The sequence below is a fragment of the Streptomyces sp. NPDC093149 genome (assembly GCF_044754145.1).
GTDB lineage: Bacteria > Actinomycetota > Actinomycetes > Streptomycetales > Streptomycetaceae > Streptomyces.
Window position 1 is genome coordinate 25,472 of the sequence record NZ_JBIVON010000009.1, and the last position, 21,769, is coordinate 47,240.

Consider the following 21,769-nt stretch of genomic DNA (forward strand, 5'->3'; position numbering starts at 1 on the left):
TTCATACGGTCAGGCCCCTCTGCACGCGGTCAGGCCCCTCGCGATCCCGGCGGCAGTGCCGCGGGCTGGGTGCGCCCGGAGTGCCGTCCCACCCGCTGCCAGGAACCGAGGCTGCCGGTGTGTGTGCTCGGGCCGCTGCCGTGTCCGGTGGTCGCGCCGTGCACGGAGAGGCCGGTGGAGAGACCGGAGTGGCTGCTCAGCGGGAGACGGCTGCCGAAGAGCCCGGTGCCGAAGGCCATGAAGCCGAGATTCTCCTCGCCGCTCCGATCGCCCGGCAACGCCCTGAACGACCGGCGGTACTCCGAGTACAGCGCGTCGTAGATCGGGGTCTGGGACTGACCGCCCGAGGGTTCCTGCGAGGGACGCATGGCAGGGATCGGGCTCGGTCGCTGGTGGGAGGAGTCGTATGAGTGCACGTATGTGCCAACGACCCCGGTGTCCGTCGGATGCGGGCCCGGCGGAGAAATAGCTGTTCGCCGCAGGCGCGAGGAGCCGAGGGACATGATCAGGTCCCGGCCAGGGGCATCGCCGCGGCGACCAGCAGCCCGGCGGCGGCGGCCTTGTCCAGGGCGTCGCGCAGCAGGTCCTCGCGGGGCTGCTGGCCGATCGCTCCCGCCGGGGCGGCGAAGAGGAGCACGGTCTGCGACTTGTTGGCCGCCGTTCGCCAGCCCTCGGTGACCTGGAGCGGCGCGTGTGCCTGCCACCAGGCGACGGGGGTGCCGCCGGTGCCCGGCTGCAGCACGGCGTGCAGCCGGCCCATGGCGAGCAGGACCGACCAGCCGTGCAGCACCGAGGGCATCAGGTCCACCCGGTGGGCCGGCTGGAAGCCCTGCTCCAGCAGCAGCTGCAGGAACTCGTCGCCCCGGCTGCCGTCGGTGCCCGGACGGGCGATGGCGCCGGTCGGCTCGACGACGAGGGCCGGATGGAGCTCGTCGTCGATCAGGACGAGGCCGCTGGTGACCCCGAGAACGGCCTGTTCGGTGCTCGGGCCCTCCGGGTGTTCCGCGTCGCTGCGGGTGATGCTGCGGACGGCGCCCTGAAGCTGCTCCTCGGCGACCTGGACGACCTGCGAGGGGATGCAGCTCGCGTGGGCGAAGGCCAGGACGGCGGTCTCGTCCCCGACGAAGAGCACCGTGCTGGTGCGTTCCTGCTCGGAGTCTCCGGGGGTGCGGCAGGAGGTGCAGTCGTAGCTGCCCGGGGTGTTGTCGCCGACGAGCAGCCGGTCGGCTTCGGCGTCGCCGATCTCGGCGCGTACGTCCTCGCTGACGTCGAGCATGCGCGGCACGGGTGGCTCCTCGAACTCGTTGCGTGGGCCGAGCGGTTCCCGGCTCATGAAGATGACAACGGGCGATCCGTGGCCGGGGTCACGCGAGAAAGGGAACGTAATCGAACCATCCGACGCGGAGGGTGAATCTCAGGATCCGAGGGGCCGTTTACGACTCGTTCGTCCTGATTGACCGTGGGGTGATGTGGTCGACTCGGCCATGAAGTGGTTCACCGATACATCGACAAATCAGGAAAACGGGCGAATATGAGGATGGCCGGAACTGACCGATGTCCGGAGTGAACCCCCGGCCGATTCGCGTCGTCATGCGTAGTGCCGCCCTCCACCGGCCGGCCGAACCGGGAGATGCACCGTTTTATGCACATTTCTTTCCTGCTCCATAACGCCTACGGCGTCGGGGGCACGATCCGTACGACGTTCAATCTCGCCGGGACACTGGCCGAGCACCATGACGTCGAGATCGTCTCCGTCTTCCGGCACCGGGACGTCCCGGCGCTGGGTGCTCCCGCGGGCGTGCGTCTGGGCCACCTCGTCGACCTGCGGAAGGAGAGCCCGACGTACGACGGCGACGCGGCCGAGCATGCCCGTCCCGCGACCGTGTTCCCGCGCGGCGACAGCCGGTACCGGCAGTACAGCAGGCTGACCGACGCGCGGGTGGCGGACCATCTGCGGTCGCTGGACGCGGACGTCGTGGTCGGAACCCGCCCCGGACTCAATGTGCAGATCAGCAGGCAGACCCGGCGCGGTCCGGTCCGGATCGGTCAGGAGCACCTCACCTTCGACAGCCACGGCTACCGGCTGCGCCGCGAGATCGGGCACCGCTACGCCCTGCTGGACGCGATCACCACCGTCACCGAGGCCGACGCCCGTGCCTACCGGAGCGGGTTCAAGCTGCCCGGCGTGCGGATCGAGTCCATTCCCAACAGCGTTCCCGCGCCGAGGATCGAACCCGCCGACGGTGACGGTAAGTGGGTGATCGCCGCGGGCCGCTTGCACAAGGTCAAGCGGTACGACCTGCTGGTCCGGGCCTTCGCCGACGTCGTCGCCGTCCGTCCGGACTGGCGGCTGCGCATCTACGGCGGCGGTGACGCGACCGGGAACGAGCGGCAGGCGCTGCTCACCCTCATCGGTGAACTCGGCCTGCACAACCACGTGTTCCTGATGGGTTCGGTCGACCCGCTGGAGGCCGAGTGGCCCAAGGGTGCGATCGCCGCGGTCACTTCGGACCGCGAGTCCTTCGGCATGACCATCGTCGAGGCGATGCGCTGCGGCCTGCCGGTCGTCGCCACCGACTGCCCGCACGGCCCCCGCGAGATCATCGAGGACGGCACGGACGGGCGGCTGGTGCCCGTAGGTGACACGGCGGCGGTGGCGGCGGCCCTGCTCGGTCTGATCGACGACGACGAAGCACGGCACCGGGCGGGACGCGCCGCGCTGGTCGCGTCGCAGCGGTTCGATCCGTCGCGGATCGCCGAACGCCATGAGCGGCTCTTCACCGAACTCGCCTCCCGGGCCCCGAGCGACCGTTCGCACGGCGCTCTGCGCACCACACTGCACCGCGCCCGCGGCACCGTGCTGGACGGGGCGTACGCCGTGCGCTACAAGGCCGCCGACGTCATCCGCAAGGGGAAGCCCGCATGACCGTCTCCACAGAGCGACCGACACCACGAGCCGACTGCACCGCGGGTCCCGACGGTGGGATCGTCTTCGATCTCGACCCCGGTCGCCGTGCGGAGGGAAAGGCATACGAACTGCTTCTCCGGCTGCGCGGCAGCGAGGACGACGACGGCACCCTGCGGCTGCCGCTGAGCCCGGTGGGGGACGGACGGCTGCGGGCGGAGCTGCCGAGCACCGCGGAGCCCGCCGAGGGCCGCTGGGACGTCTATGTGCGTGAGCCGGGCGCGGGTGACGACGGGGAGGTGGCCGTCGAGCCCGGGATCAGGGATCTTCGGCTCCTCATGGACCGCGCGCCCCGGACCGGGCGGATCGCGGTCCGCATCCCGTATCCGACCGTCGACGGCCGGCTCGCCCTGCACTGCTGGATCCGCTCACCGCACGCCGAGGCCGGACCGGTCACCTTCGACCGGGACGGGATGACCGTCGAGGGCACGCTGTACGGGACCGGTCTCGGCGACGGCGCCCGTGTCGAGGCGCGACCGCCCGGTACCGGCGAGCGGGTCTGCCGGGTGCCGGTCACCGGGGAGGGGCACACGTTCTCCTTCACGCTGCCCCTCGACCGGTTGGCCGCAGGGCCGGTCACCGGGAAGCAGTTGTGGACGCTCTGGCTGATCCCCGGCACGTCCGGCGGTGGGCCGGCCGACGGCGTACGGATCTCCCGCCTCCTCGACGACGTCTGGGACCGGAGGAACATCTTCGTCTACCCGGCACACGACGCGGGTGAGGGCGCACGCGCCACCCCGTGCTATTCGGCCGAGAACGACCTCTGTGTCCGGATCGAACCCGGTCCGACGCCGGCCGCGTGACACCCTGATCCACTCTCTGGGTGCACCGGGCCGTAAGGCCTCGGCAGCCGATCGCGGACGCGGGGTGTCCGCGATCCCTGGCAGACTCGCCCCATGTTGGAGACCTCGGCACGACTGCTGCGCCTGCTCTCACTGCTCCAGGCACACCGGGACTGGTCGGGCGCCGATCTCGCCGAGCGGCTCGGCGTCACGCCGCGGACCGTCCGGCGCGATGTCGACAAGCTGCGCGAACTGGGCTACCCCGTCAACGCCGCCCCCGGCACGGGCGGCGGATACCGGCTCGGCGCCGGTGCGCAGTTGCCGCCGCTGCTCCTCGACGACGAGGAGGCCGTCGCGGTCGCCGTCGGACTGCGCACCGCGGCGGGCAACGGGGTCGAGGGCATCGGCGAGACCTCCGTACGCGCCCTGGCCAAGCTGGAACAGGTGCTGCCGAACCGGCTCCGCCGCCGGGTGAACGCGCTGAACACCTTCACGGTGCCGTTGCTGCGCGGGCCCGGCGCGTCCACCGCCGACCCGGGGGTGCTCACCGAACTGGCCGGAGCCTGCCGGGACAGCGAGCGGCTGCGCTTCGAGTACCGGGACCACTCCGGTTCCGTGTCGCGCCGGTCCGTCGAACCGCACCGGCTGGTGTGCACCGAACACCGCTGGTATCTGGTCGCCTGGGATCTGGACCGTGCGGACTGGCGTACGTTCCGTGCGGACCGGATCACTCCCGCACCGCCGCACGGTCCGAGGTTCGTGCCCCGCGACGCACCGGCCGAGGATCTGGCCGCCTATGTCTCAAAGGGCATCTCCACCACCGCGTACGCGACCCGTGCGGTGATCCGGCTGAAGACGGGGATCGAGCGCGCGGCGGAACGGATCCCGCCGTCGGCCGGGGTGCTGGAGGCGGACGGCACCGACAGTTGTCTGCTGCGCACCGGGGCCACGAGTCTCGATGTGATGGTCATCCATGTCGTGCTGATGGGGATCGACTTCGAGGTCGTGGAACCTCCGGAGCTCAATGACGCCGTCAGGACGGTCAGGGACCGGCTGTCGAGGGCCCTGGGCTGAGCGCCTCCGACGGTGTTCCCGCACGGTGACGGTTCGGCTCGTCCGCTATACGGGCGGCCGCGGGCGGTAGTGCCGGCCCGCGGCACGGGTTTTGTGACCAAAGGATAAGGCTGCCATAAGGAAGCGTGAATTCCCGGTGGCATGCTCCTTTACGCGGGTTATTCGGTGCGAGAATTCCGACTGCCCGATACGGCGTACTCCGTTTTGTTTTCGAGTGTTCCGTATGATCGTTTCCCGGCTTGTGTGATTACTGTGTGTCGGGTCGTGGGCCGTGAGTCCGGGCGGTGCGATCCGGGCAGCGCACGTGTCGAGATCCTGTGACACAAGCGTGACAGGCGGGGGACGCGAGGATGCCGTGCGGCAACCCGTGCCCCGGCTTCCGTCGTGGTCCCAGGGAGCCTACGGTGAGAGACATGGCACCCATACCGACCCCTCCCGTCCAGCCCGAGGACGCACCCGGTGCGTACGTCGGCCTCGCTGTCGAAGCGGCCGAACGGCGAGCCCGCAGCCATGGCTGGACCACTGTCAGATCCCTGCCGCCGGGGGCGATCATCACCATGGAATTCCGGGGCGGACGGATCAACTTCGAGGCCGTCGACGCCGTCGTCACCCGCTGCTGGGTGGGCTGAGAACGGCTGCTGTCCGGCCCCGGGCAACAGCGAAGGCCCCGACCGGAGTCGGGGCCTTCGCTGTGCTCGGGGGGTGCGGGGGAGCGGCTGTGCGTACCGGCTCCCGGCTTTGTTCAGCCGCCGGACACCGGGCGGGCCGAGGTCGTGCCGCCGCGTGGCGTACGGTCCGCGTGCGGCGGGCGCCGGCTCCCGGCCGGGGTGACCGGAGTCCGTTCCGAGCGCACCAGATGTGTCGGATGCGACGGGGCAGCCGGATGCGTACGCGAACGGGGGCCCGTGACCGTGCCCGCGGCGACCGGTTCCAGCACCGGGCTCTCCGCCACGGCGTCGCCGCCGTCCAACTGCGGGAGCAGCGCGGTCCGGGGGCCGCCCGCAGCGACGGGCAGGGAGGGGACGGGGCGGGCGTGTCCCCGCAGGATCTCGCGCTGGGCGAAGATCCAGGCCTCGGCCCGGGTGATCAGCGGCTCGAACCAGGGCAGCGCCAGCAGGATCAGCAGCCCCGCGGCCCAGCCGAGCAGCACATCGCTGAGCCAGTGCGTGCCGAGGTAGACCGTGGTGAGTCCGACGCCGAGCGAGACGATCGCGGACACGGCCGACAGATAGCGTCTGGCCCGCGGGGTGGTCGCCAGGTAGGCGAGGATCCCCCAGGTCACGACCGCGTTGGCGGTGTGGCCCGACGGAAATATATCGCCGCCGGCGAAGAGTTCGGCGGAGCCGATCTGGGTCGCGTAGTGCGGGCCGAGCCGCCCCAGGCCGATCTTGACCGCGCCGACCGTCGCGTTGAGCAGCAGCAGCGCGGCGCCGAGTGTCAGCAGGGGCCGCAGTGTGTGCTGCCGCCAGGAGCGCCAGCCGAGCCAGCAGGCGACCATGGTGGCGGTGGGGCCGCGCTGACCGAGCACGATGTAGTAGTCGAGGAACGCATGGATCTGCGGCCACTGTTGATAGGGCCGGAAGAGCATGACCTTCCAGTCCAGGGTCACCAGCCAGGAGGAGACCAGCACGGCGACGACGATGGCGAGATAGAACGCCAACGTCCCGCCGAAGAGAGCGATGCGGTGACGGCTCATCCGCGGCGGCTCTATCTTCGGCGGCTCCGGCTCCCGGTCCAGGCGGGCAAAGATGTCGGTACGCACCCAATCGACGTTACAGCGAGTTAGTGCGTGGACAGGTCGATCCGGTCTCTTTGTGATGACGATGTGATGTGGACTATGTCTCAGCCGGGCCTTAATTCCTGACTCGAAGAAGCACCTCGGCATGCCTGTGCGCTTTTTATTTCGCACTTATTTCGGAAGGGTGTTCAGGGGTGGGAAGAAAGGCGAAGGAGGTGCCGGTATGAATTTATCCGGCTCCTCCCGGGGGTGAAACCGAAGGTATCCGTCCGGTCACCGACCGCTTTCGGTGCAGGCCCGGCCCGTGGTGCCGCAGTGGCGCCCGGTACCTTCTGAGCCGGGTGCGGAGGTCGGTGGGACGGCTTCGAGCGGTCTCCCGGTGGCGGTCGTCCGTGCAGGTCCGACGGGCTCCGGGCGGCGCCCCGGCGTGGCGTACGCCACACTCCACGGCCGGTCGGGGTATGAGGTGGACCACGTGTGGGTGCTCCGAACTCGCGTACGCTGACGGATCACTCGCCCGTCGATGCCGGGCCCCGAGGGGCGGCGAACCGCCGCGTCCCCGGCTGGCCCGCCGAGCGTGAGGACCTTTTGGGAGGTACATGCATGTCCGGGACGACCGCAGGCCGAATCCGGCTGCGCTCAGCCGCCGACGGTGCCAATCGATGGGTCGTCCTCGTCGTCCTCTGCCTCAGCCTGCTGCTCGTCGCACTCGACGCGACCGTGCTCCATGTCGCCGTCCCCGCCGTCACCGAGGACCTGCGGCCCAGTGCCGCCGGTCTGCTCTGGATCGTGGACGCCTATCCGCTGGTCTGCGCCTCGCTGCTGATCCTCTTCGGCACCCTCGGCGACCGGGTCGGACGACGCCGCGTGCTGCTGCTCGGCTACGCCCTCTTCGGCGTCGCCTCGGCGATAGCCGCGATGGCCGACAGCCCCGGCGTGCTGATCGCGGCGCGTGCCCTGCTCGGGGTCGGCGGGGCGATGATCATGCCCGCGACGCTGTCGATCCTCCGGCAGGTCTTTCCCGACCGGCGCGAACGGGCCGTGGCGATCGGCGTCTGGAGCGCGGTCGCCGCCGTCGGAGCGGCCACCGGGCCCGTCATGGGCGGCTTCCTGGTCGAACACTTCTGGTGGGGCTCGGTCTTTCTGATCAATGTCCCGCTGATGGCCCTGGTCCTGCCGGTGGGCCGCCTGCTGCTGCCCGAGTCGCGCGGCAGTGACGACGGCCCGTGGGACGTGCTGGGCGCGCTGACGGCCGCGGCCGGTGTGCTCGGCGTGGTTCTCGGAGTGAAGCGGGCGGGCGCCGGGGAGGGGCTGCTGAGCCCGGCCACGCTGGCCCCGCTGCTGATCGGGGCCGTACTGCTCGTCACCTTCGTACGCCGTCAGAAACGCCGTAGGCATCCGCTGATAGACATCGGGATGTTCGCCCGGCCGGCCTTCTCCACCGCGGTGGGCTGCATCGTCCTCGCCATGCTGGCCCTGGTCGGGCTGGAACTGATAGCCGTGCAGTACCTCCAACTCGTGCTCGGACTGAGCCCGCTGGAGACCGGGCTGCGGCTGCTGCCGCTCACCTTCGCGGCCATGGCCGCGGGCGCCACCGGGTCGTACACGCTGCGCCGCGTCGGGCCGCGGCGGATGGTGGCCTGGGGCTTCGTGCTGACGGCCGCCTCGGTGCTGATCCTGACCGCGATGGGGCAGCACGACCGGCCCGGCCTGCTGACCGCGGCGTTCGTCGCACTCGGTTTCGGACTGCAGACCACGCTCTTCGGGGCGTACGAATCCATGCTCAGCGATGCCCCGGCCGACCGGGCGGGTGGTGCGGCGGCGATCGGCGAGACCTCGTACCAGCTGGGCGCGGGCATGGGCATCGCCCTGCTCGGCAGTGTCATGAACGCCGCTTATGCCCCCGGACTCGCGAAGCTCCCCGGGAAGGGCGTCCCCGCCGGGGACGGCGCGGCCGCCGCCCACTCGCTGGGCGAGGCCTACCAGGTGGCGGACCGGCTCGGCGGTCCGCTGGGCGAGGCGCTGCGCTCCACGGCCCGCCATGCCTTCATCACCGGGCTGCACGTCACGCTGCTGGTCAGCGCGGCCCTGCTGCTGGTCGGCGCGCTCGCCGCGCTGCGGCTGCCACGCGCGATGGAGTGCCCGTCGCCGGCTCTCGACGAAACCCGTGCGGCCGACGCGGGCGAGGCGCCGGAGCGCCCCGAGCCGCAGGAGGTGCCCGTCGCGGGCCGTGCGCAGCGGTCACTGGCGCTGTCCGCCCGGCGCCGACCCGCCGAGGCGACCGGCTCTGGACGGGCGGGGCACTGAGCCGTAACGTCGGCACGAGGCCATAACTAACACTGCTAGTTTTAGCACCGTGCGAGCCGCCGGAGGCGCCCTCATGTCCACCACCCCGTCCTCGAAGCTCCCGCCCTTCGACCCCGCCGACCCGATCGGCATCGACGACCTGCTCGACACCGAGGACCTCGCCATCCGCGACACCGTCCGGGGCTGGGCCACCGACCGCGTACTGCCGCACATCGCCGAGTGGTACGAGAACGGCGAGCTGCCCGGCATCCGGGAACTGGCCCGCGAACTCGGTTCGCTCGGCGCTCTCGGCATGTCCCTGCAGGGGTACGGCTGCGCGGGCGCCACCGCCGTGCAGTACGGACTGGCCTGCCTGGAGCTCGAAGCGGCCGACTCGGGGATCCGCTCGCTGGTCTCCGTGCAGGGATCGCTCGCCATGTACGCCATCCATCGCTTCGGCTCCGAGGAGCAGCGGCAGCGGTGGCTGCCGGCCATGGCGGCCGGCGAGGTCATCGGCTGCTTCGGTCTCACCGAGCCGGACCACGGCTCCGACCCGGCCGGGATGCGGACGTACGCCCGGCGCGACGGAGGGGGGGACTGGGTCCTCACCGGCCGCAAGATGTGGATCACCAACGGCTCGGTCGCCGGTGTCGCCGTCGTCTGGGCGCAGACCGACGAGGGCGGCGCGGGCGGCGGAATCCGCGGATTCGTCGTGCCGACCGACACCCCGGGATTCACGGCGCCCGAGATCAAGCACAAGTGGTCGCTGCGTGCCTCGGTCACCAGTGAGCTGGTCCTCGACGAGGTACGGCTGCCCGCCGATGCCGTACTCCCCGGAGTCACCGGCCTGCGCGGCCCGCTCAGCTGTCTCGGTCACGCCCGCTACGGCATCGTCTGGGGAGCCATGGGCGCGGCGCGCTCCGCGTTCGAGGCGGCCCTCGACTACGCGCGGACCCGGGAACAGTTCGGCAGACCGATCGGCGGCTTCCAGCTCACCCAGGCCAAGCTGGCGGACATGGCCGTGGAACTGCACAAGGGCATCCTGCTCGCCCACCATCTGGGCCGGCGGATGGACGCGGGCAGGCTCCGCCCGGAGCAGGTCAGTTTCGGAAAGCTCAACAATGTGCGGGAGGCGATCGACATCTGCCGTACCTCGCGCACGATCCTCGGCGCCAACGGGATCTCGCTGGAGTACCCGGTGATGCGGCATGCGACGAATCTGGAGTCGGTGCTCACCTACGAGGGAACCGTGGAGATGCACCAGCTGGTGCTGGGCAAGGCGCTCACCGGTCTCGACGCGTTCCGGTAGACCGGTCCGGCGAGGCGCCCTGCTCAGCTCTGGTTGAAGAAGCCGTCGGCCGGCCTGCCGACGGCTTCGCCGTTGACCACCCGGGTGTCGGCCGGAGTCAGCAGGAAGACCCGGGTGGCCACGCGCTCGATCGAACCGCGCAGCCCGAAGGTCAGCCCCGCGGCGAAGTCCACGACGCGCTTGGCGTCCGTGGGGTCCATGGTCGTGAGGTTGACGATCACCGGCACGCCGTCCCGGAAGAGCTCACCGATGCCTCGTGCGTCCCGGAAGCTGTCCGGGGTGACGGTGGCGATCCGGCGGCCCGTCTCCACGGCCGCCTCGGAAGCCACCTGCACCCGGGGATCGGTCACCCAGGCCTGACCGGTCCCGGTCTGCGCACCCCCGGCGTACTCCTCGTCGTCGTAGTACCGCTCGTCGTTGTCCTCCACGAGGCCCAGCCAGGCACTCGCCTTGCGCACCGATCCCATGGACGCCTCCTCTCACCGCGGTTCCGTGATGTTCCGCATCTCTATCTCTTTCGTGTCCCTATGGTCGTCCATGATGCGGATCGTGCGCCAAGTGGATAGTCGGCGCGCAGGGGATTCGTGACGGTACTGGTGCAGAAGATGTGGCGGTTCGTCAAGGTTCCTCCCGCATCAGGGGCCTGGAAGAAAGAAAATATGATGCACCGGCCCGTACGGGTGACGCGGGGGACGTACGGGTGAATGGAGCGCTCGATACGATGCACGTCGCGCACGCGCACGGGCTCGGCGCACGAGTGAACGACTCTCGGGGGATCGTCGTGTTCGGAATAGTCAGGCCCTGTACGCACCGGTTGTCCGAAGGGCTCAGGACCGAGTGGATGGCCCATCTCTGCGGGCTCTGTCTCGCACTTCGCTCGGACCACGGGCAATTCGCCCGCATCGTGACGAACTATGACGGCCTGATCGTCTCGGTCCTGACGGAGGCTCAGGCCGAGCGGACCAACGGATGGCGACGCACCGCGGGGCCCTGCCCGCTGCGTGCCATGCGGACCGCCCCGGTCGCCCATGGCGAGGGAGCCAGACTGGCCGCCGCCGTCTCACTGGTGCTGGCGTCGGCGAAGGTGCGGGACCACGTCGCCGACCGGGACGGCCTGTTGAAGCGCCGCCCGGTCGCCGCGGCCGCGCGCAGGGTCGCGGCGGGCTGGGACCGGGCAGGCGCGCGCACCGGCGCGCAACTCGGCTTCGACACGGCTCTGCTCGTGGACGCCGTCGACCGGCAGACCGGAATCGAGCTGCTCGCCGGGCCCGGCACCCCGCTGCTCACGGTCACCGAGCCCACCGAGACCGCCACTGCGGCCGCCTTCGCCCACACCGCGATACTCGCGGGCAGGCCGCAGAACACGGAACCGCTGGCCGAGGCGGGCCGGCTCTTCGGGCGCCTGGCGCATCTGCTGGATGCCGTGGAGGACCAGGAAGCTGACGCCGCGTCGGGCGCCTGGAACCCGCTCACCGCGACCGGCACGTCGCGGGCCGAGGCCCGACGGCTGTGCGACGACGCGCTGCGGGGCGTACGGCTGGCGTTGCGCGACGCGGAATTCACCGACGACAAGCTGGCCCATGTGCTGCTGGTGCACGAACTGCGGCAGTCGGTGGACCGGGCGTTCGGTACCACGGCGTGCTCGCACGGGGCGGGCGTCCCGGTGCGAGACGGAGCCGGCCGCCCGTCGGACAGACAGCGGACCGGGTCCTTCGGCCCGCCGCCGGGCAATCCGTACGCACCGAGCCCCGGCAACCCCTTCGGCCCGCCGCAACCCCCGCCCGAGCCTCCGCGCGACCGGCGAGGGCTGATCGCCGGCTGCCTGGTGTGGGCGGGGCTGGCCTGCACCTGCCAGATGTGCTGCGGCACCTTCGAGGACCCGTGGACCCATCAGCGCCGCGAGGGGCTGTGCAGTCAGTGCGACTGCAGCGACTGCTGCGATGCGTGTGACTGCTGCAGCAACTGCGGGGACTGCTGCGACGGATGCGACTGCTGCGACTGCGGGTGCGACTGCGGCTGCTGAGCGGGAGGCCGGGTGTCGCGACGTGAGCCGTCCCGTGACGCGGAGCCGGTCCGGAGCCGGCCTGGACGCGTGGCTCGCGACATGGTCCCGGCCCCGGGATCCGGGTCCGGCGCGGCCCGCGCCGTGGGCCGCGCCGCGACATGCGTCCGTGACCGCCCCTTTCCGGCCCGCGCGCAGCCGAAGCCGTCCCGAGGCATGGGGTGGCCCGGCCCCGGTCCGCGGGCCCGTGTCACCTGATCTCGGGCGGTGAGATCTGCGAGGTCCTGATGGCCGACGCGCCGATGCCCCACTTCTTCAGGATCCGGTCGTAGGTACCGTCCGCCTTGAGACCGTTCACCGCGGCCTGGAAGGCGGGTGCCAACGGGGTGCCCTTCTTGAAGGCGAAGCCGACGTCGAGGCGCTTGAACTCGTTGAGGAAACGCACACCCTCCTGCTGATCCACCGCGTACCGCAGCCCGTTGATGGTGGACATCACCACATCGCTGCGACCCTGCTGGAGCGAAGCCCAGGTCGCGCCCTGGTCGTTGTAGGTCTTCACCTCGTACGGCTTCTTGCCCGCGTCGGAGCACCGATGTCTGTTCTCCTCCAGCGTCACCTCGAAGGTGGTGCCCGCGCCGGTGCCGACCGTCAGACCGCAGAGCTGGATGAGATCGGTGACCTTCTTCAGCTTGCTGTCGTCGCGGACCGCGAACCCCTGGCCGTCATTGATGTAGGTGACGAAGTCGATCGTCTTGCGGCGTTCCTCGGTCACCCCGAAATTCCCGGTGCCCACGTCGTACTTGCCGCTGTCCAGCGCGGGCAGGATCGCCTCGAAGGAGGCCACCTCGCGCTTCAGTCCCAGCCCGAGCTTCCTGGCCACCGCGTCCGCGAAGTCGATGTCCGTACCGGCCACCGTCTTCCCGTCGGCGAGGTAGGTGGCACCGGGCGGACTGCCGATGCTGGAGGCGATGGTCAAGGTGCCGGCGGCGCGGACGTCGGCGGGCAGGAGCTTCGCCGCCGCCTCGTCCTTGTGCACCGACGACACGACATCAGTGGTCGGGACCTTCCCCTTGACGTCCGCGGCGCCGGCCGACGCGGGCGCCGGACCGCCGGACCCGCACGCGGTGAGGGTGAAGGTGGCGACGGTGATCAGCGCGAAGGCAGCGGTGTGCCGGGTTCGGGGCATGAGGCGTGTTTCTCCAGGGTCGTCGGCCGTGAGCGGGCGCGGCGGCGGGCCCGTGAGCAGGGCAGCGCGCGGCGACCCCACGGCCGGGGCGAAGCGAACGGCAGGACGAAAAGTCGACAGAGCGAGAGATCGACACAGCACGGAAGAGCTACGGACGGAAGGGCTGCGGAACGAGCGAGGGGAGGGTGGAGCGGTGTTGTGTACGTGAAGACACGCGGGGAACAGTGCTCAGGCGCCGCACACGGCGCCGGGCGGAGACGCGAGGAGATGCAGGGGGTCTGCTCAACAGGAGGAGGACCACACGCGACCGAAGTCGATGTGGGAGCGCTTGACCAGCCACTGCTGCGAATGCATGGCCCCAGTGGAACAGGCATCCGGTGGTCCGTCAACTGAACTGAGACGTACGACTCACAGTGTGGACAAGCTTGACAACGCACGGTGAACAGCGTTTATCTCGGAAGCGGACCGGTGCTGAGGGGCCCGGTCCGCGTTGTGTCTCCGCTGAAGACGCGCCCCGTGTTCGATCTCTGCATCCACGGAGCCCTCGCATGTCCGCGCAGACAGACACCCTTCCTTCCCCGCTGCCCGCCCCACTCGCGAAGAGCGAGCAGACCGACCGGCTCAGGATCGTCCCGGTACGCCGAACGGGGCGGTGGGCAGCGGCAGTTGTCGCCCTGGCGCTCCTCGCCCTGGTGCTGAACTCCGTCATCCGCAACGACGCCTTCCAGTGGGACGTCGTCGCCGAGTACTTCGCCACCACCGCCGTCCTGCGGGGCCTCGGCCTCACTCTCTGGCTGACGGCGCTGGTCATGGTGCTCGGCTTCGCCCTCGGTACCCTGCTCGCCGTCCTCAGGCTCTCCGACAACCGCGTGCTGCAGGCGCTGGGCTGGGGATACGTCTGGCTCTTCAGGTCCACCCCGATCCTGGTCCAGCTGCTGTTCTGGTTCAACATCGGCGCGCTCTACCCGGAGATCCTCGGCGTACGTACGGTCGACCTCCTCGGCCCCGTCACGGTCGCCGTCATCGGGCTCACCCTGCACGAGGCCGCGTACGCCGCCGAAGTCGTCCGCGGTGGCATCCTCTCCGTCGAACGCGGACAGATCGAGGCCGCCCAGTCCCTCGGGCTCGGGCCCTGGCGCCGGCTCCGCCGGATCGTGCTGCCACAGGCGATGCGCTCCATCGTCCCGCCCGCCGGGAACATGCTGATCGGCACCCTCAAGGGCACGTCGATCGTCAGCGTCATCGCCGTACAGGACCTGCTGTACTCGGTGCAGCTCGTGTACCACCGCACCTACCAGGTCATCCCCCTGCTGCTGGTCGCCACGATCTGGTACGCCCTCGTCACCTCACTGCTCGGCGTCGGCCAGCACTACATCGAGCGGCATTACGCACGCGGCACGGCCGGTGCCCGATGAACCGGACACCGGCGCTCGTCGTCATCGGCGCCGGACCGCGCGGCACCGGTCTGATCGAGCGCATCGCCGCCAACGCCCCCGGCCTGTACGAGGGCCGCCCGCTGGACATCCATCTCGTGGACCCCCACCCGCCCGGCGGCGGGCGGATCTGGCGGCACGACCAGTCGCCGCTGCTCTGGATGAACTCCATGGCCGAGGACGTCACGATGTTCACCGACGACACCGTCCGGCTGGAGGGGCCGATACGTCCGGGGCCCGCGCTGCACACCTGGGCGGCGGACATCCGGGACGGGCGTCTGAAGCTCTCGGACGAGGCCGTCCCGGAGTCCGGACTCCTCGCCGAGATAAAGGCGTTGGGCGGGCAGGACTTTCCGAGCAGACGGCTGCAGAGCGTCTATCTGCGCTGGGTGTACGAGCAGGCCGTGGCCGCGCTCCCCGAGGGCGTCACCGTCCACTGGCACCGGGGCAGGGCCGTGCGTGTGAGCGGGCCGCGCGAAGGGCGTCAGAGCGTCTGGCTGGAGGGGGCCGACGAGCCGCTCCTGGCCGATCTCGTCGCGGTCACCATCGGCCACCTCGACGCCGAACCGGATCCGGAACAGGTCGAGTTGGCCGAATTCGCGCAACGGCACGGACTCGTCCACCTGCCGCCCGACTTCACCGCCGACACCGATCTGACCGAGCTGCCCGCGGGCGAACCCGTCATCGTCCGGGGCTTCGGACTCGCCTTCGTCGATCTGATGGTGCTGCTGACCGAGGGCCGCGGCGGACACTACGAGAACGGCGAGTACAAGCCGTCCGGCAGGGAACCGGTGCTGCACATCGGATCGCGCCGGGGCGTTCCCTACCACTCCAAGATCGGCTACACCTGGCAGGGCGAAAGGCCGCCGCTGCCGCGCTTTCTGGGCCCGGACCGGACCGAGGCACTGCTGAAGACGGACGAGCCGCTCGATTTCCGGCGCGATGTGTGGCCACATGTCGACAAGGAGCTCGGCTACGCCCACTACCACCGGCTCTTCACCGCCCACCCCGAGCGGACCACCGCCGACTGGCACGATTTCGAGGCGAAGTACGCCGCCGCGGATCCGGCCGGCCCCGAGCTGAGAGCCCTCGTGGCGGCAGCCGTGCCGGACCCCGCCGACCGGCTCGATCTCGAAGCGCTCGACCGCCCCCTGGACGGGGTGCGCCATCCCTCGTACGACTCACTCCAGGAAGGGATGCGTGCCTACATCTCCGCGGACCTGGAACGCCGCCACGACCCCGGCCACAGCCCGGATCTCGCCGTCTTCCTCGGACTCCTGTCCGCCTACGGGCAGTTGATCCGGATCGGCGACATCGGCAGCTGGTGGCACGGCTTCTTCAGCTACCTCGCCTCAGGACCGCCGGGCCCCCGGCTGCACCAGCTCCTCGCGCTCTCCCGGGCCGGCGTCGTCCGCTTCCTCGGTGCGGGAACGACCGTCGAGGCCGATGAACGCCGGGGCGTCTTCCGGGCCGGCAGCGCCACCGTGCCCGGGGAGTCGGTCGAGGCCCGCGCCCTGGTCGAGGCCCGGCTGCCGGATCCCTCACTGGAACGCACCCGCAGCAGCCTGCTCCGGGATCTGTACGAGGACGGGGCGGCCGCCACCGACACCGGACTGCTCTCCGTGGACCCCGACGACGGCCGGATCCTGGGCCGGGACGGGCATCCGCACCCGCGCCGCTTCGCGCTCGGCCCGTTCACCACCGCTCGCGCCGGCGGAGCGTTCACCCGGCCGCGCACCGGCGGCCCGGCCTTCGCGCAGAACGACGCCACCGCACGCACGGCGCTCGCCCTCCTCCGGGACCTCGGCTGTAGCGACGGCCCGCTCGGCGCCTGACCGCGGCTCCACGCGAAAGCCCGCACCCCACCTCCGTACCCCGTATCTCAAGGACCCCTGATGTCCCTCACCAGCGATCCACTCATCGACAAGGCGACAGGACCACACGTCGCCACACCCGCCGTCGCCGACCACGACGCGCTCACCGTCGTGCCCGTACGCCACCCCTGGCGGTGGGTCGCCGTCGCTGTCACCGCCGTTCTGCTCGCCCAGTTCCTGCACGGCCTGGTCACCAATCCCGGCTGGGAGTGGGACGTCTTCGTCCAGTTCTTCACGGCCGAGACCATTCTCAAGGCCGTCTGGGTCACGCTCCAGCTGACGTTCTACGGCACGGTGCTCGGCTTCGCACTCGGCATCGTCCTCGCCTTCATGCGACTGTCGGCGAGTCCGTTCCTCGGCGCGGTCGCCTACGCGTACATCTGGGCGTTCCGCTCCATCCCGCTCATCGTCCAGCTGCTCTTCTGGTTCAACCTCGCTTATCTGTACAAGGAGTTGCAGTTCGGCATCCCGTTCGGGCCCGGCTTCTTCTCCTTCGACACGATGAACCTGGTCGGTGCGATGAGTGCCGCCGTCCTCGGACTGGCACTGCACCAGGCCGCCTACGCGGCGGAGATCGTCCGTGCCGGCGTACTGGCCGTGGACGGCGGTCAGTCGGAGGCCGCGGCCGCGCTCGGGATTCCCCGGTACCGGCAGCTGCGGCGGATCGTGCTCCCGCAGGCGATGCGATCCATCCTGCCGAACGCCGCCAACGAGATCATCTCGCTCTTCAAGGGCACCTCGATCGTCTCCGTGATGGCGATCGGCGAACTCTTCTACCAGGTCCAGGTCGTCTACGGACGCAACGGCAGGGTCGTGCCCCTGCTCATGGTCGCGACGGTCTGGTACATCCTCCTGACCACCGTGCTCTCCGTCCTCCAGCACTACGTCGAACGTCACTACGCCAAGGGGGCCGCGCGATGAGCACCACCACCGACCGCACCACCGGATCCGCGGACACCATGGTCGAGATCCGATCGGTCCACAAGCGCTTCGGCGGCCTGGAGGTGCTGCGCGGCATCGACCTCTCCGTACGCGCCGGAGAGGTGACCGTCGTCCTCGGCCCGTCCGGTTCCGGCAAGTCCACGCTGCTGCGCACCATCAACCATCTGGAGAAGGTCGACAACGGCTGGATCAGCGTCGACGGCACCCTGGTCGGCTATCGCAGGGACGGCAACAAACTGTACGAGCTCCGCGAGCGCGAGGTCCTGCGCCAGCGCACCCGGATCGGCTTCGTCTTCCAGAACTTCAATCTCTTCCCGCACCTCACCGTGCTGGAGAACGTCATCGAGGCCCCGGTCGCCGCCCTCGGCCGCCCGAAGAGACAAGCCGTCGCCGCCGCGGAGCAACTCCTCGCCCGGGTCGGGCTCGCCGACAAGTCCGGGGCGTACCCCAAGCAGCTCTCCGGCGGACAGCAGCAGCGGGTCGCCATCGCCCGTGCGCTGGCCCTCGAACCGAAGCTGCTGCTCTTCGACGAGCCGACCTCGGCGCTCGACCCCGAGCTGGTCGGTGAAGTCCTCGACGTCATCAAGGACTTGGCGACCCAGGGCACCACGATGATCGTCGTCACGCACGAGATCGGGTTCGCCCGCGAGGTCGCCGACACCGTCGTCTTCATGGACGAGGGGCGGATCGTCGAGCACGGCGCGCCCGGCGACGTGCTCGACCGTCCGCAGCACGAACGCACCCGCGCCTTCCTCTCCAAGGTCCTGTGAATCCGCCCATGTCCCTTCCGCTGTTCTCTCCGAGGAGCACGCACGTGTCCGTCCGACGCACCCTGTCCACCGCGCTCGCCACCCTTGCCGCCGCGGGACTGCTCACGGCCTGCGGCAGCGGGGACGCCGCCACCACCGAGGTGAAGCCGAAGGGGCAGCGGGGCAGCGGCATCAACATCGGCCCCGACCAGCATCGGATCAGAGGCAAGAAGGTCGACGCCATCGCGGCGAAGGTGCCCGGGGCCGTCCGTGAGCGCGGCACGCTGCGGCTGGGCGCGAGCGCCGACGCCTCGCCACCGCTGGGGTTCTACGCGACCGACGACAAGACCCGGATCGGTTCGGAGATCGACATCGCGACCCTGATCGCCGACACGCTCGGTCTTGAGCCCGAGTTCGAACAGGTCTCCTGGGAGAACCTCTTCGTCGGTCTCGACAGCTCCAAGTTCGACGGGGTGCTCTCGAACGTCACGGTCACCGAGGAGCGCAAGGAGAAGTACGACTTCGCGACCTACCGGCTCGACAACATCGCCTTCGAGGCCAGGAAGGGATCCGGCTGGAAGGTGAAGGAGCCGAAGGACGTGGCGGGCAGGACGATCGCCGTCTCGTCCGGGACCAACCAGGAGAAGATCCTGGTCGACTGGAACGAGCAGAACGTCGAGGCCGGACGCAAGCCGGTGGAGATCAAGTACTTCCAGAAGGACACCGACTACTACCTGGCCCTCCGGTCCGGCCGCATCGACGCCTATCTCGGCCCCAGCCCCTCCGCCAACTACCACGTCGCGTCGGCCGGCCAGTCCGAGATCGTCGGCACGCTGTCGGGGGCGGGCGACGGGCTCCAGGGCAAGATCGCCGCCACCACGAAGAAGGGCAGCGGCCTGGTCGAGGCGTACGCGGCCGCCATCGACCACATCGTGCAGGACGGTTCGTACGCCGAGGTGCTGGGGCGCTGGGGGCTCTCCGGCGAGGCCGTCGCGAAGTCCGAGATCAACCCGCCCGGCCTGCCCAGGCCCAGGAACTGAGCCCCGAGAGGTAACGCCCATGCCTTCGACCGCACCCCTTCACCTGGCCGCCGAGATCGGCGGCCCGCCCGGCTACGACCCCGGGCATCACATCGGCCTCGCCCGGCTCGCCGAGCGCGGCGCCCTCGACTTCGTCACGCTCGGCGACTCGTTCGCCAGGCCCGGACCCGACGCGCTCGCCGTCCTCTCCCGGGTCGCCCCCACCACCGGCCGGATCGGTCTGGTGCCGACCGTCACCACCACCCACACCGAGCCGTTCCACGTGTCCTCCGCCGTGGCCACCCTGGACTGGGTGAGCCGCGGCCGGGCGGGCTGGTACGTCGATGTGTCGACGACCGAGGCCGAGGCCCGGCTCTTCGGGCGGCGTCCGGCCGCGCCCGCCGAGGAACTGTGGCGCGAGGCCGGCGAGGCGGCCGACGTGGGCGCCCGGCTCTGGGACAGCTGGGAGGACGACGCCGAGATCCGGGACGTCGCCACCGGACGTTTCATCGACCGCGACAAGTTGCACCACGTCGACTTCGAGGGCGCCTCCTTCTCGGTCCGCGGCCCGGCCATCGTGCCCCGGCCTCCGCAGGGACACCCGGTCACCGTCGTCGACGGGACCGGCGGCCCGGCGAGGGAGACCGCGGCCCGCCACGCCGATGTCGTCCTCGTCCGGGCCACCGCCCCCGAGCGGGCCGCCGCGATCCGCACCGATCTGCGCCGGCGCGCCGCGGTGTACGGACGCGACCCCGACACCCTCCGGGTCCTGGTCGCGCTCACCGTCGACCTCGGCGACGCCGAGACCGCCCCGGAACCGGGGCCGGAGAGCGGACCCCCGCTCGCCGCCGGCGGCTCCTACTACCGGGGCGGCCCGGTCGACCTCGCCGAACTGATCACCCAGTGGCACCGCGGGGGAGCGGTGGACGGCTTCCACCTCACGCCCATCACCCCCGGGCGCGACCTCGAACGCATCGTCAACGGCACCGTGGCCCTGCTCCAGCACCGCGGCCTGTTCCGCACCTTCTATCCCGGCGGCACCCTGCGCGAGCACCTGGGGCTGGCCCGCCCCGCCAACCGATACGCCCTCGAAGGGGGACGAGCATGAGCACCACGACGAGACAGATGCATCTCGCCGCCCACTTCCCGGGTGTGAACAACACCACCGTCTGGTCGGACTCGCGCTCCGGGAGCCAGATCGACTTCTCCTCGTTCGAGCATCTGGCCCGCACCGCGGAACGCGGCAGGTTCGACTTCTTCTTCCTCGCCGAGGGGCTGCGGCTGCGCGAGCACAACGGCCGGATCCACGACCTGGACGTGGTCGGCCGCCCCGAATCCCTCACGGTGCTGGCCGCGCTGGCGGCCGTCACCGACCGGCTGGGCCTCGCCGCGACCGTCAACACCACGTTCAACGAGCCCTACGAACTGGCCCGCCGCCTCGCCACCCTCGACCATCTCAGCGGCGGCCGGGCCGCCTGGAACGTGGTGACCTCCTCGGACGCCTTCACCGGGGAGAACTTCCGGCGCGGCGGCTATCTCGACCGGGCCCACCGATACACCCGGGCGGCCGAGTTCGTCGCCACCGCCCGCGAACTGTGGGACAGCTGGGCCCCCGACGGCACCCCGCGCCCGTTCGCGCACCACGGGCAGCACTTCACCATCGAGGGGGAGTTCACCGTCCCGCGCTCCCCGCAGGGCCATCCGGTCGTCATCCAGGCCGGGGACTCCCCGGAAGGCCGTGAGTTCGCCGCGTCCGCCGCCGATGTCATCTTCACCCGGCACGGCACCCTGGAGGCCGGCCGCACCTTCTACGCCGACGTCAAGGCGCGGCTGGCGAAGTACGGCCGGGAGCCGGACGATCTGAAGATCATGCCGGGGGTCACCTTCGTGCTCGGCGACAGCGATGCCGAGGCCCAGGAGAGAGCGGCCGAGATCCGCCTCCAGCAGGTCTCCCCGCAGAACGCGCTGCTGGCCCTGGAACAGGTCTGGGGCCGTGACCTCTCCTCCTACGATCCCGACGGACCGCTCCCCGAGATCGACCCCGACCCGCATTCCTCGCTGGTCCAGGGCCGGGTCAGGCACGGCGACCCCCTTGCTGTCGCGGCCCGCTGGCGCGCCCTGTCGAAGGAGAAGGGGCTGTCCATCCGTCAGACCGTCATCGAGACGACCGGGCGGCAGTCCTTCATCGGCAGCCCGCGGACGGTCGCGGCGCGGCTCACCGAGTTCGTGGCCGCCGACGCCGCCGACGGGTTCATCCTCGTACCGCATCTCACCCCGGACGGCCTGGACGACTTCGTCGACCGGGTCGTCCCGCTGCTCCAGGAGCGCGGCGTGTTCCGCTCCGCGTACACGGGTCTCACACTGCGGTCGCATCTCGGACTCGCCGAACCGGTATGGAAGGGTTGAACGC

At 70.6% G+C, this 21,769-nt stretch carries 19 protein-coding genes; 14 read left to right on the forward strand and 5 right to left on the reverse strand.

Translation table 11 applies throughout. The annotated features are described in order from the left end of the window. Window positions 1-29 precede the first annotated feature (29 nt). Complete coding sequence (locus ACIQCZ_RS25555) at window positions 30-368, reverse strand: hypothetical protein (RefSeq protein ID WP_402285127.1); 339 nt, start codon at window positions 366-368, stop codon at window positions 30-32. 137 nt (window positions 369-505) lie between these two features. Next, window positions 506-1,285: a hypothetical protein gene (locus ACIQCZ_RS25560; protein ID WP_391740454.1), complete on the reverse strand. Its 780-nt coding sequence runs from the start codon at window positions 1,283-1,285 to the stop codon at window positions 506-508. A gap of 357 nt (window positions 1,286-1,642) precedes the next feature. Between ACIQCZ_RS25560 and ACIQCZ_RS25565 the strand changes: the two genes are divergently transcribed. From ACIQCZ_RS25565 to ACIQCZ_RS25580, 4 genes are all read left to right on the forward strand, one after another. Continuing rightward, the gene (locus ACIQCZ_RS25565; RefSeq protein ID WP_402285129.1) at window positions 1,643-2,926 is read left to right on the forward strand and encodes a glycosyltransferase family 4 protein; all 1,284 of its coding nucleotides are present in this window, start codon (window positions 1,643-1,645) and stop codon (window positions 2,924-2,926) included. After that, window positions 2,923-3,768, forward strand: a complete 846-nt coding sequence (locus ACIQCZ_RS25570; RefSeq protein WP_402285130.1) for a transferase — start codon at window positions 2,923-2,925, stop codon at window positions 3,766-3,768. Before ACIQCZ_RS25565 ends, ACIQCZ_RS25570 begins: the two co-directional genes overlap by 4 nt. Window positions 3,769-3,861: 93 nt before the next feature. Next, window positions 3,862-4,821, forward strand: a complete 960-nt coding sequence (locus ACIQCZ_RS25575) for a helix-turn-helix transcriptional regulator (RefSeq protein ID WP_402285132.1) — start codon at window positions 3,862-3,864, stop codon at window positions 4,819-4,821. A gap of 413 nt (window positions 4,822-5,234) precedes the next feature. Next, entirely contained in the window at window positions 5,235-5,450 is a 216-nt protein-coding gene (locus ACIQCZ_RS25580) for an I78 family peptidase inhibitor (RefSeq protein ID WP_376208776.1), read from the forward strand. 113 nt (window positions 5,451-5,563) lie between these two features. Here the strand turns inward: ACIQCZ_RS25580 and ACIQCZ_RS25585 are convergent, their stop codons facing one another. Next, complete coding sequence (locus ACIQCZ_RS25585) at window positions 5,564-6,583, reverse strand: phosphatase PAP2 family protein (protein ID WP_402285134.1); 1,020 nt, start codon at window positions 6,581-6,583, stop codon at window positions 5,564-5,566. Window positions 6,584-7,162: 579 nt separating this feature from the next. On the opposite strand from ACIQCZ_RS25585, the gene ACIQCZ_RS25590 reads away from it, so the two are divergent. Next, complete coding sequence (locus tag ACIQCZ_RS25590; RefSeq protein ID WP_402285136.1) at window positions 7,163-8,866, forward strand: MFS transporter; 1,704 nt, start codon at window positions 7,163-7,165, stop codon at window positions 8,864-8,866. 73 nt (window positions 8,867-8,939) lie between these two features. Further along, a complete protein-coding gene (locus tag ACIQCZ_RS25595; RefSeq protein WP_402285138.1) occupies window positions 8,940-10,154 on the forward strand; it encodes an acyl-CoA dehydrogenase family protein in 1,215 nt (404 codons plus the stop codon). A 23-nt stretch (window positions 10,155-10,177) separates the two neighbouring features. Here the strand turns inward: ACIQCZ_RS25595 and ACIQCZ_RS25600 are convergent, their stop codons facing one another. Beyond that, window positions 10,178-10,621: a cell division protein SepF gene (locus ACIQCZ_RS25600; protein ID WP_351074782.1), complete on the reverse strand. Its 444-nt coding sequence runs from the start codon at window positions 10,619-10,621 to the stop codon at window positions 10,178-10,180. A 314-nt stretch (window positions 10,622-10,935) separates the two neighbouring features. Here ACIQCZ_RS25600 and ACIQCZ_RS25605 point away from each other — a divergent pair, with 314 nt between their 5' ends. Next, a complete protein-coding gene (locus tag ACIQCZ_RS25605) occupies window positions 10,936-12,177 on the forward strand; it encodes a DUF5685 family protein (RefSeq protein WP_402285140.1) in 1,242 nt (413 codons plus the stop codon). Between the two features lie 229 nt (window positions 12,178-12,406). Here the strand turns inward: ACIQCZ_RS25605 and ACIQCZ_RS25610 are convergent, their stop codons facing one another. After that, window positions 12,407-13,342: an ABC transporter substrate-binding protein gene (locus tag ACIQCZ_RS25610; protein WP_402285142.1), complete on the reverse strand. Its 936-nt coding sequence runs from the start codon at window positions 13,340-13,342 to the stop codon at window positions 12,407-12,409. Window positions 13,343-13,890: 548 nt separating this feature from the next. Between ACIQCZ_RS25610 and ACIQCZ_RS25615 the strand changes: the two genes are divergently transcribed. The 7 genes from ACIQCZ_RS25615 to ACIQCZ_RS25645 are packed head-to-tail and all read left to right on the forward strand — an operon-like array spanning window position 13,891 to window position 21,765. Then, window positions 13,891-14,757, forward strand: a complete 867-nt coding sequence (locus tag ACIQCZ_RS25615) for an amino acid ABC transporter permease (RefSeq protein ID WP_402285144.1) — start codon at window positions 13,891-13,893, stop codon at window positions 14,755-14,757. Continuing rightward, the gene (locus ACIQCZ_RS25620) at window positions 14,754-16,610 is read left to right on the forward strand and encodes an FAD/NAD(P)-binding protein (RefSeq protein ID WP_402285146.1); all 1,857 of its coding nucleotides are present in this window, start codon (window positions 14,754-14,756) and stop codon (window positions 16,608-16,610) included. The genes ACIQCZ_RS25615 and ACIQCZ_RS25620 overlap by 4 nt, the downstream gene beginning before the upstream one ends. A gap of 60 nt (window positions 16,611-16,670) precedes the next feature. Then, window positions 16,671-17,570 (forward strand): amino acid ABC transporter permease, encoded by a 900-nt coding sequence (locus ACIQCZ_RS25625; RefSeq protein ID WP_402285147.1) that lies wholly within the window; start codon window positions 16,671-16,673, stop codon window positions 17,568-17,570. A 38-nt stretch (window positions 17,571-17,608) separates the two neighbouring features. Continuing rightward, complete coding sequence (locus ACIQCZ_RS25630; RefSeq protein ID WP_402285629.1) at window positions 17,609-18,361, forward strand: amino acid ABC transporter ATP-binding protein; 753 nt, start codon at window positions 17,609-17,611, stop codon at window positions 18,359-18,361. Window positions 18,362-18,405: 44 nt separating this feature from the next. Next, a complete protein-coding gene (locus tag ACIQCZ_RS25635) occupies window positions 18,406-19,380 on the forward strand; it encodes an ABC transporter substrate-binding protein (RefSeq protein ID WP_402285149.1) in 975 nt (324 codons plus the stop codon). Between the two features lie 19 nt (window positions 19,381-19,399). Beyond that, a complete protein-coding gene (locus ACIQCZ_RS25640) occupies window positions 19,400-20,467 on the forward strand; it encodes an LLM class flavin-dependent oxidoreductase (protein ID WP_402285151.1) in 1,068 nt (355 codons plus the stop codon). Window positions 20,468-20,484: 17 nt separating this feature from the next. Beyond that, window positions 20,485-21,765 carry an NtaA/DmoA family FMN-dependent monooxygenase gene (locus ACIQCZ_RS25645; RefSeq protein ID WP_402285631.1) on the forward strand — a complete coding sequence of 427 codons (1,281 nt, stop codon included), beginning with the start codon at window positions 20,485-20,487 and terminating at the stop codon, window positions 21,763-21,765. Window positions 21,766-21,769 lie beyond the last annotated feature (4 nt).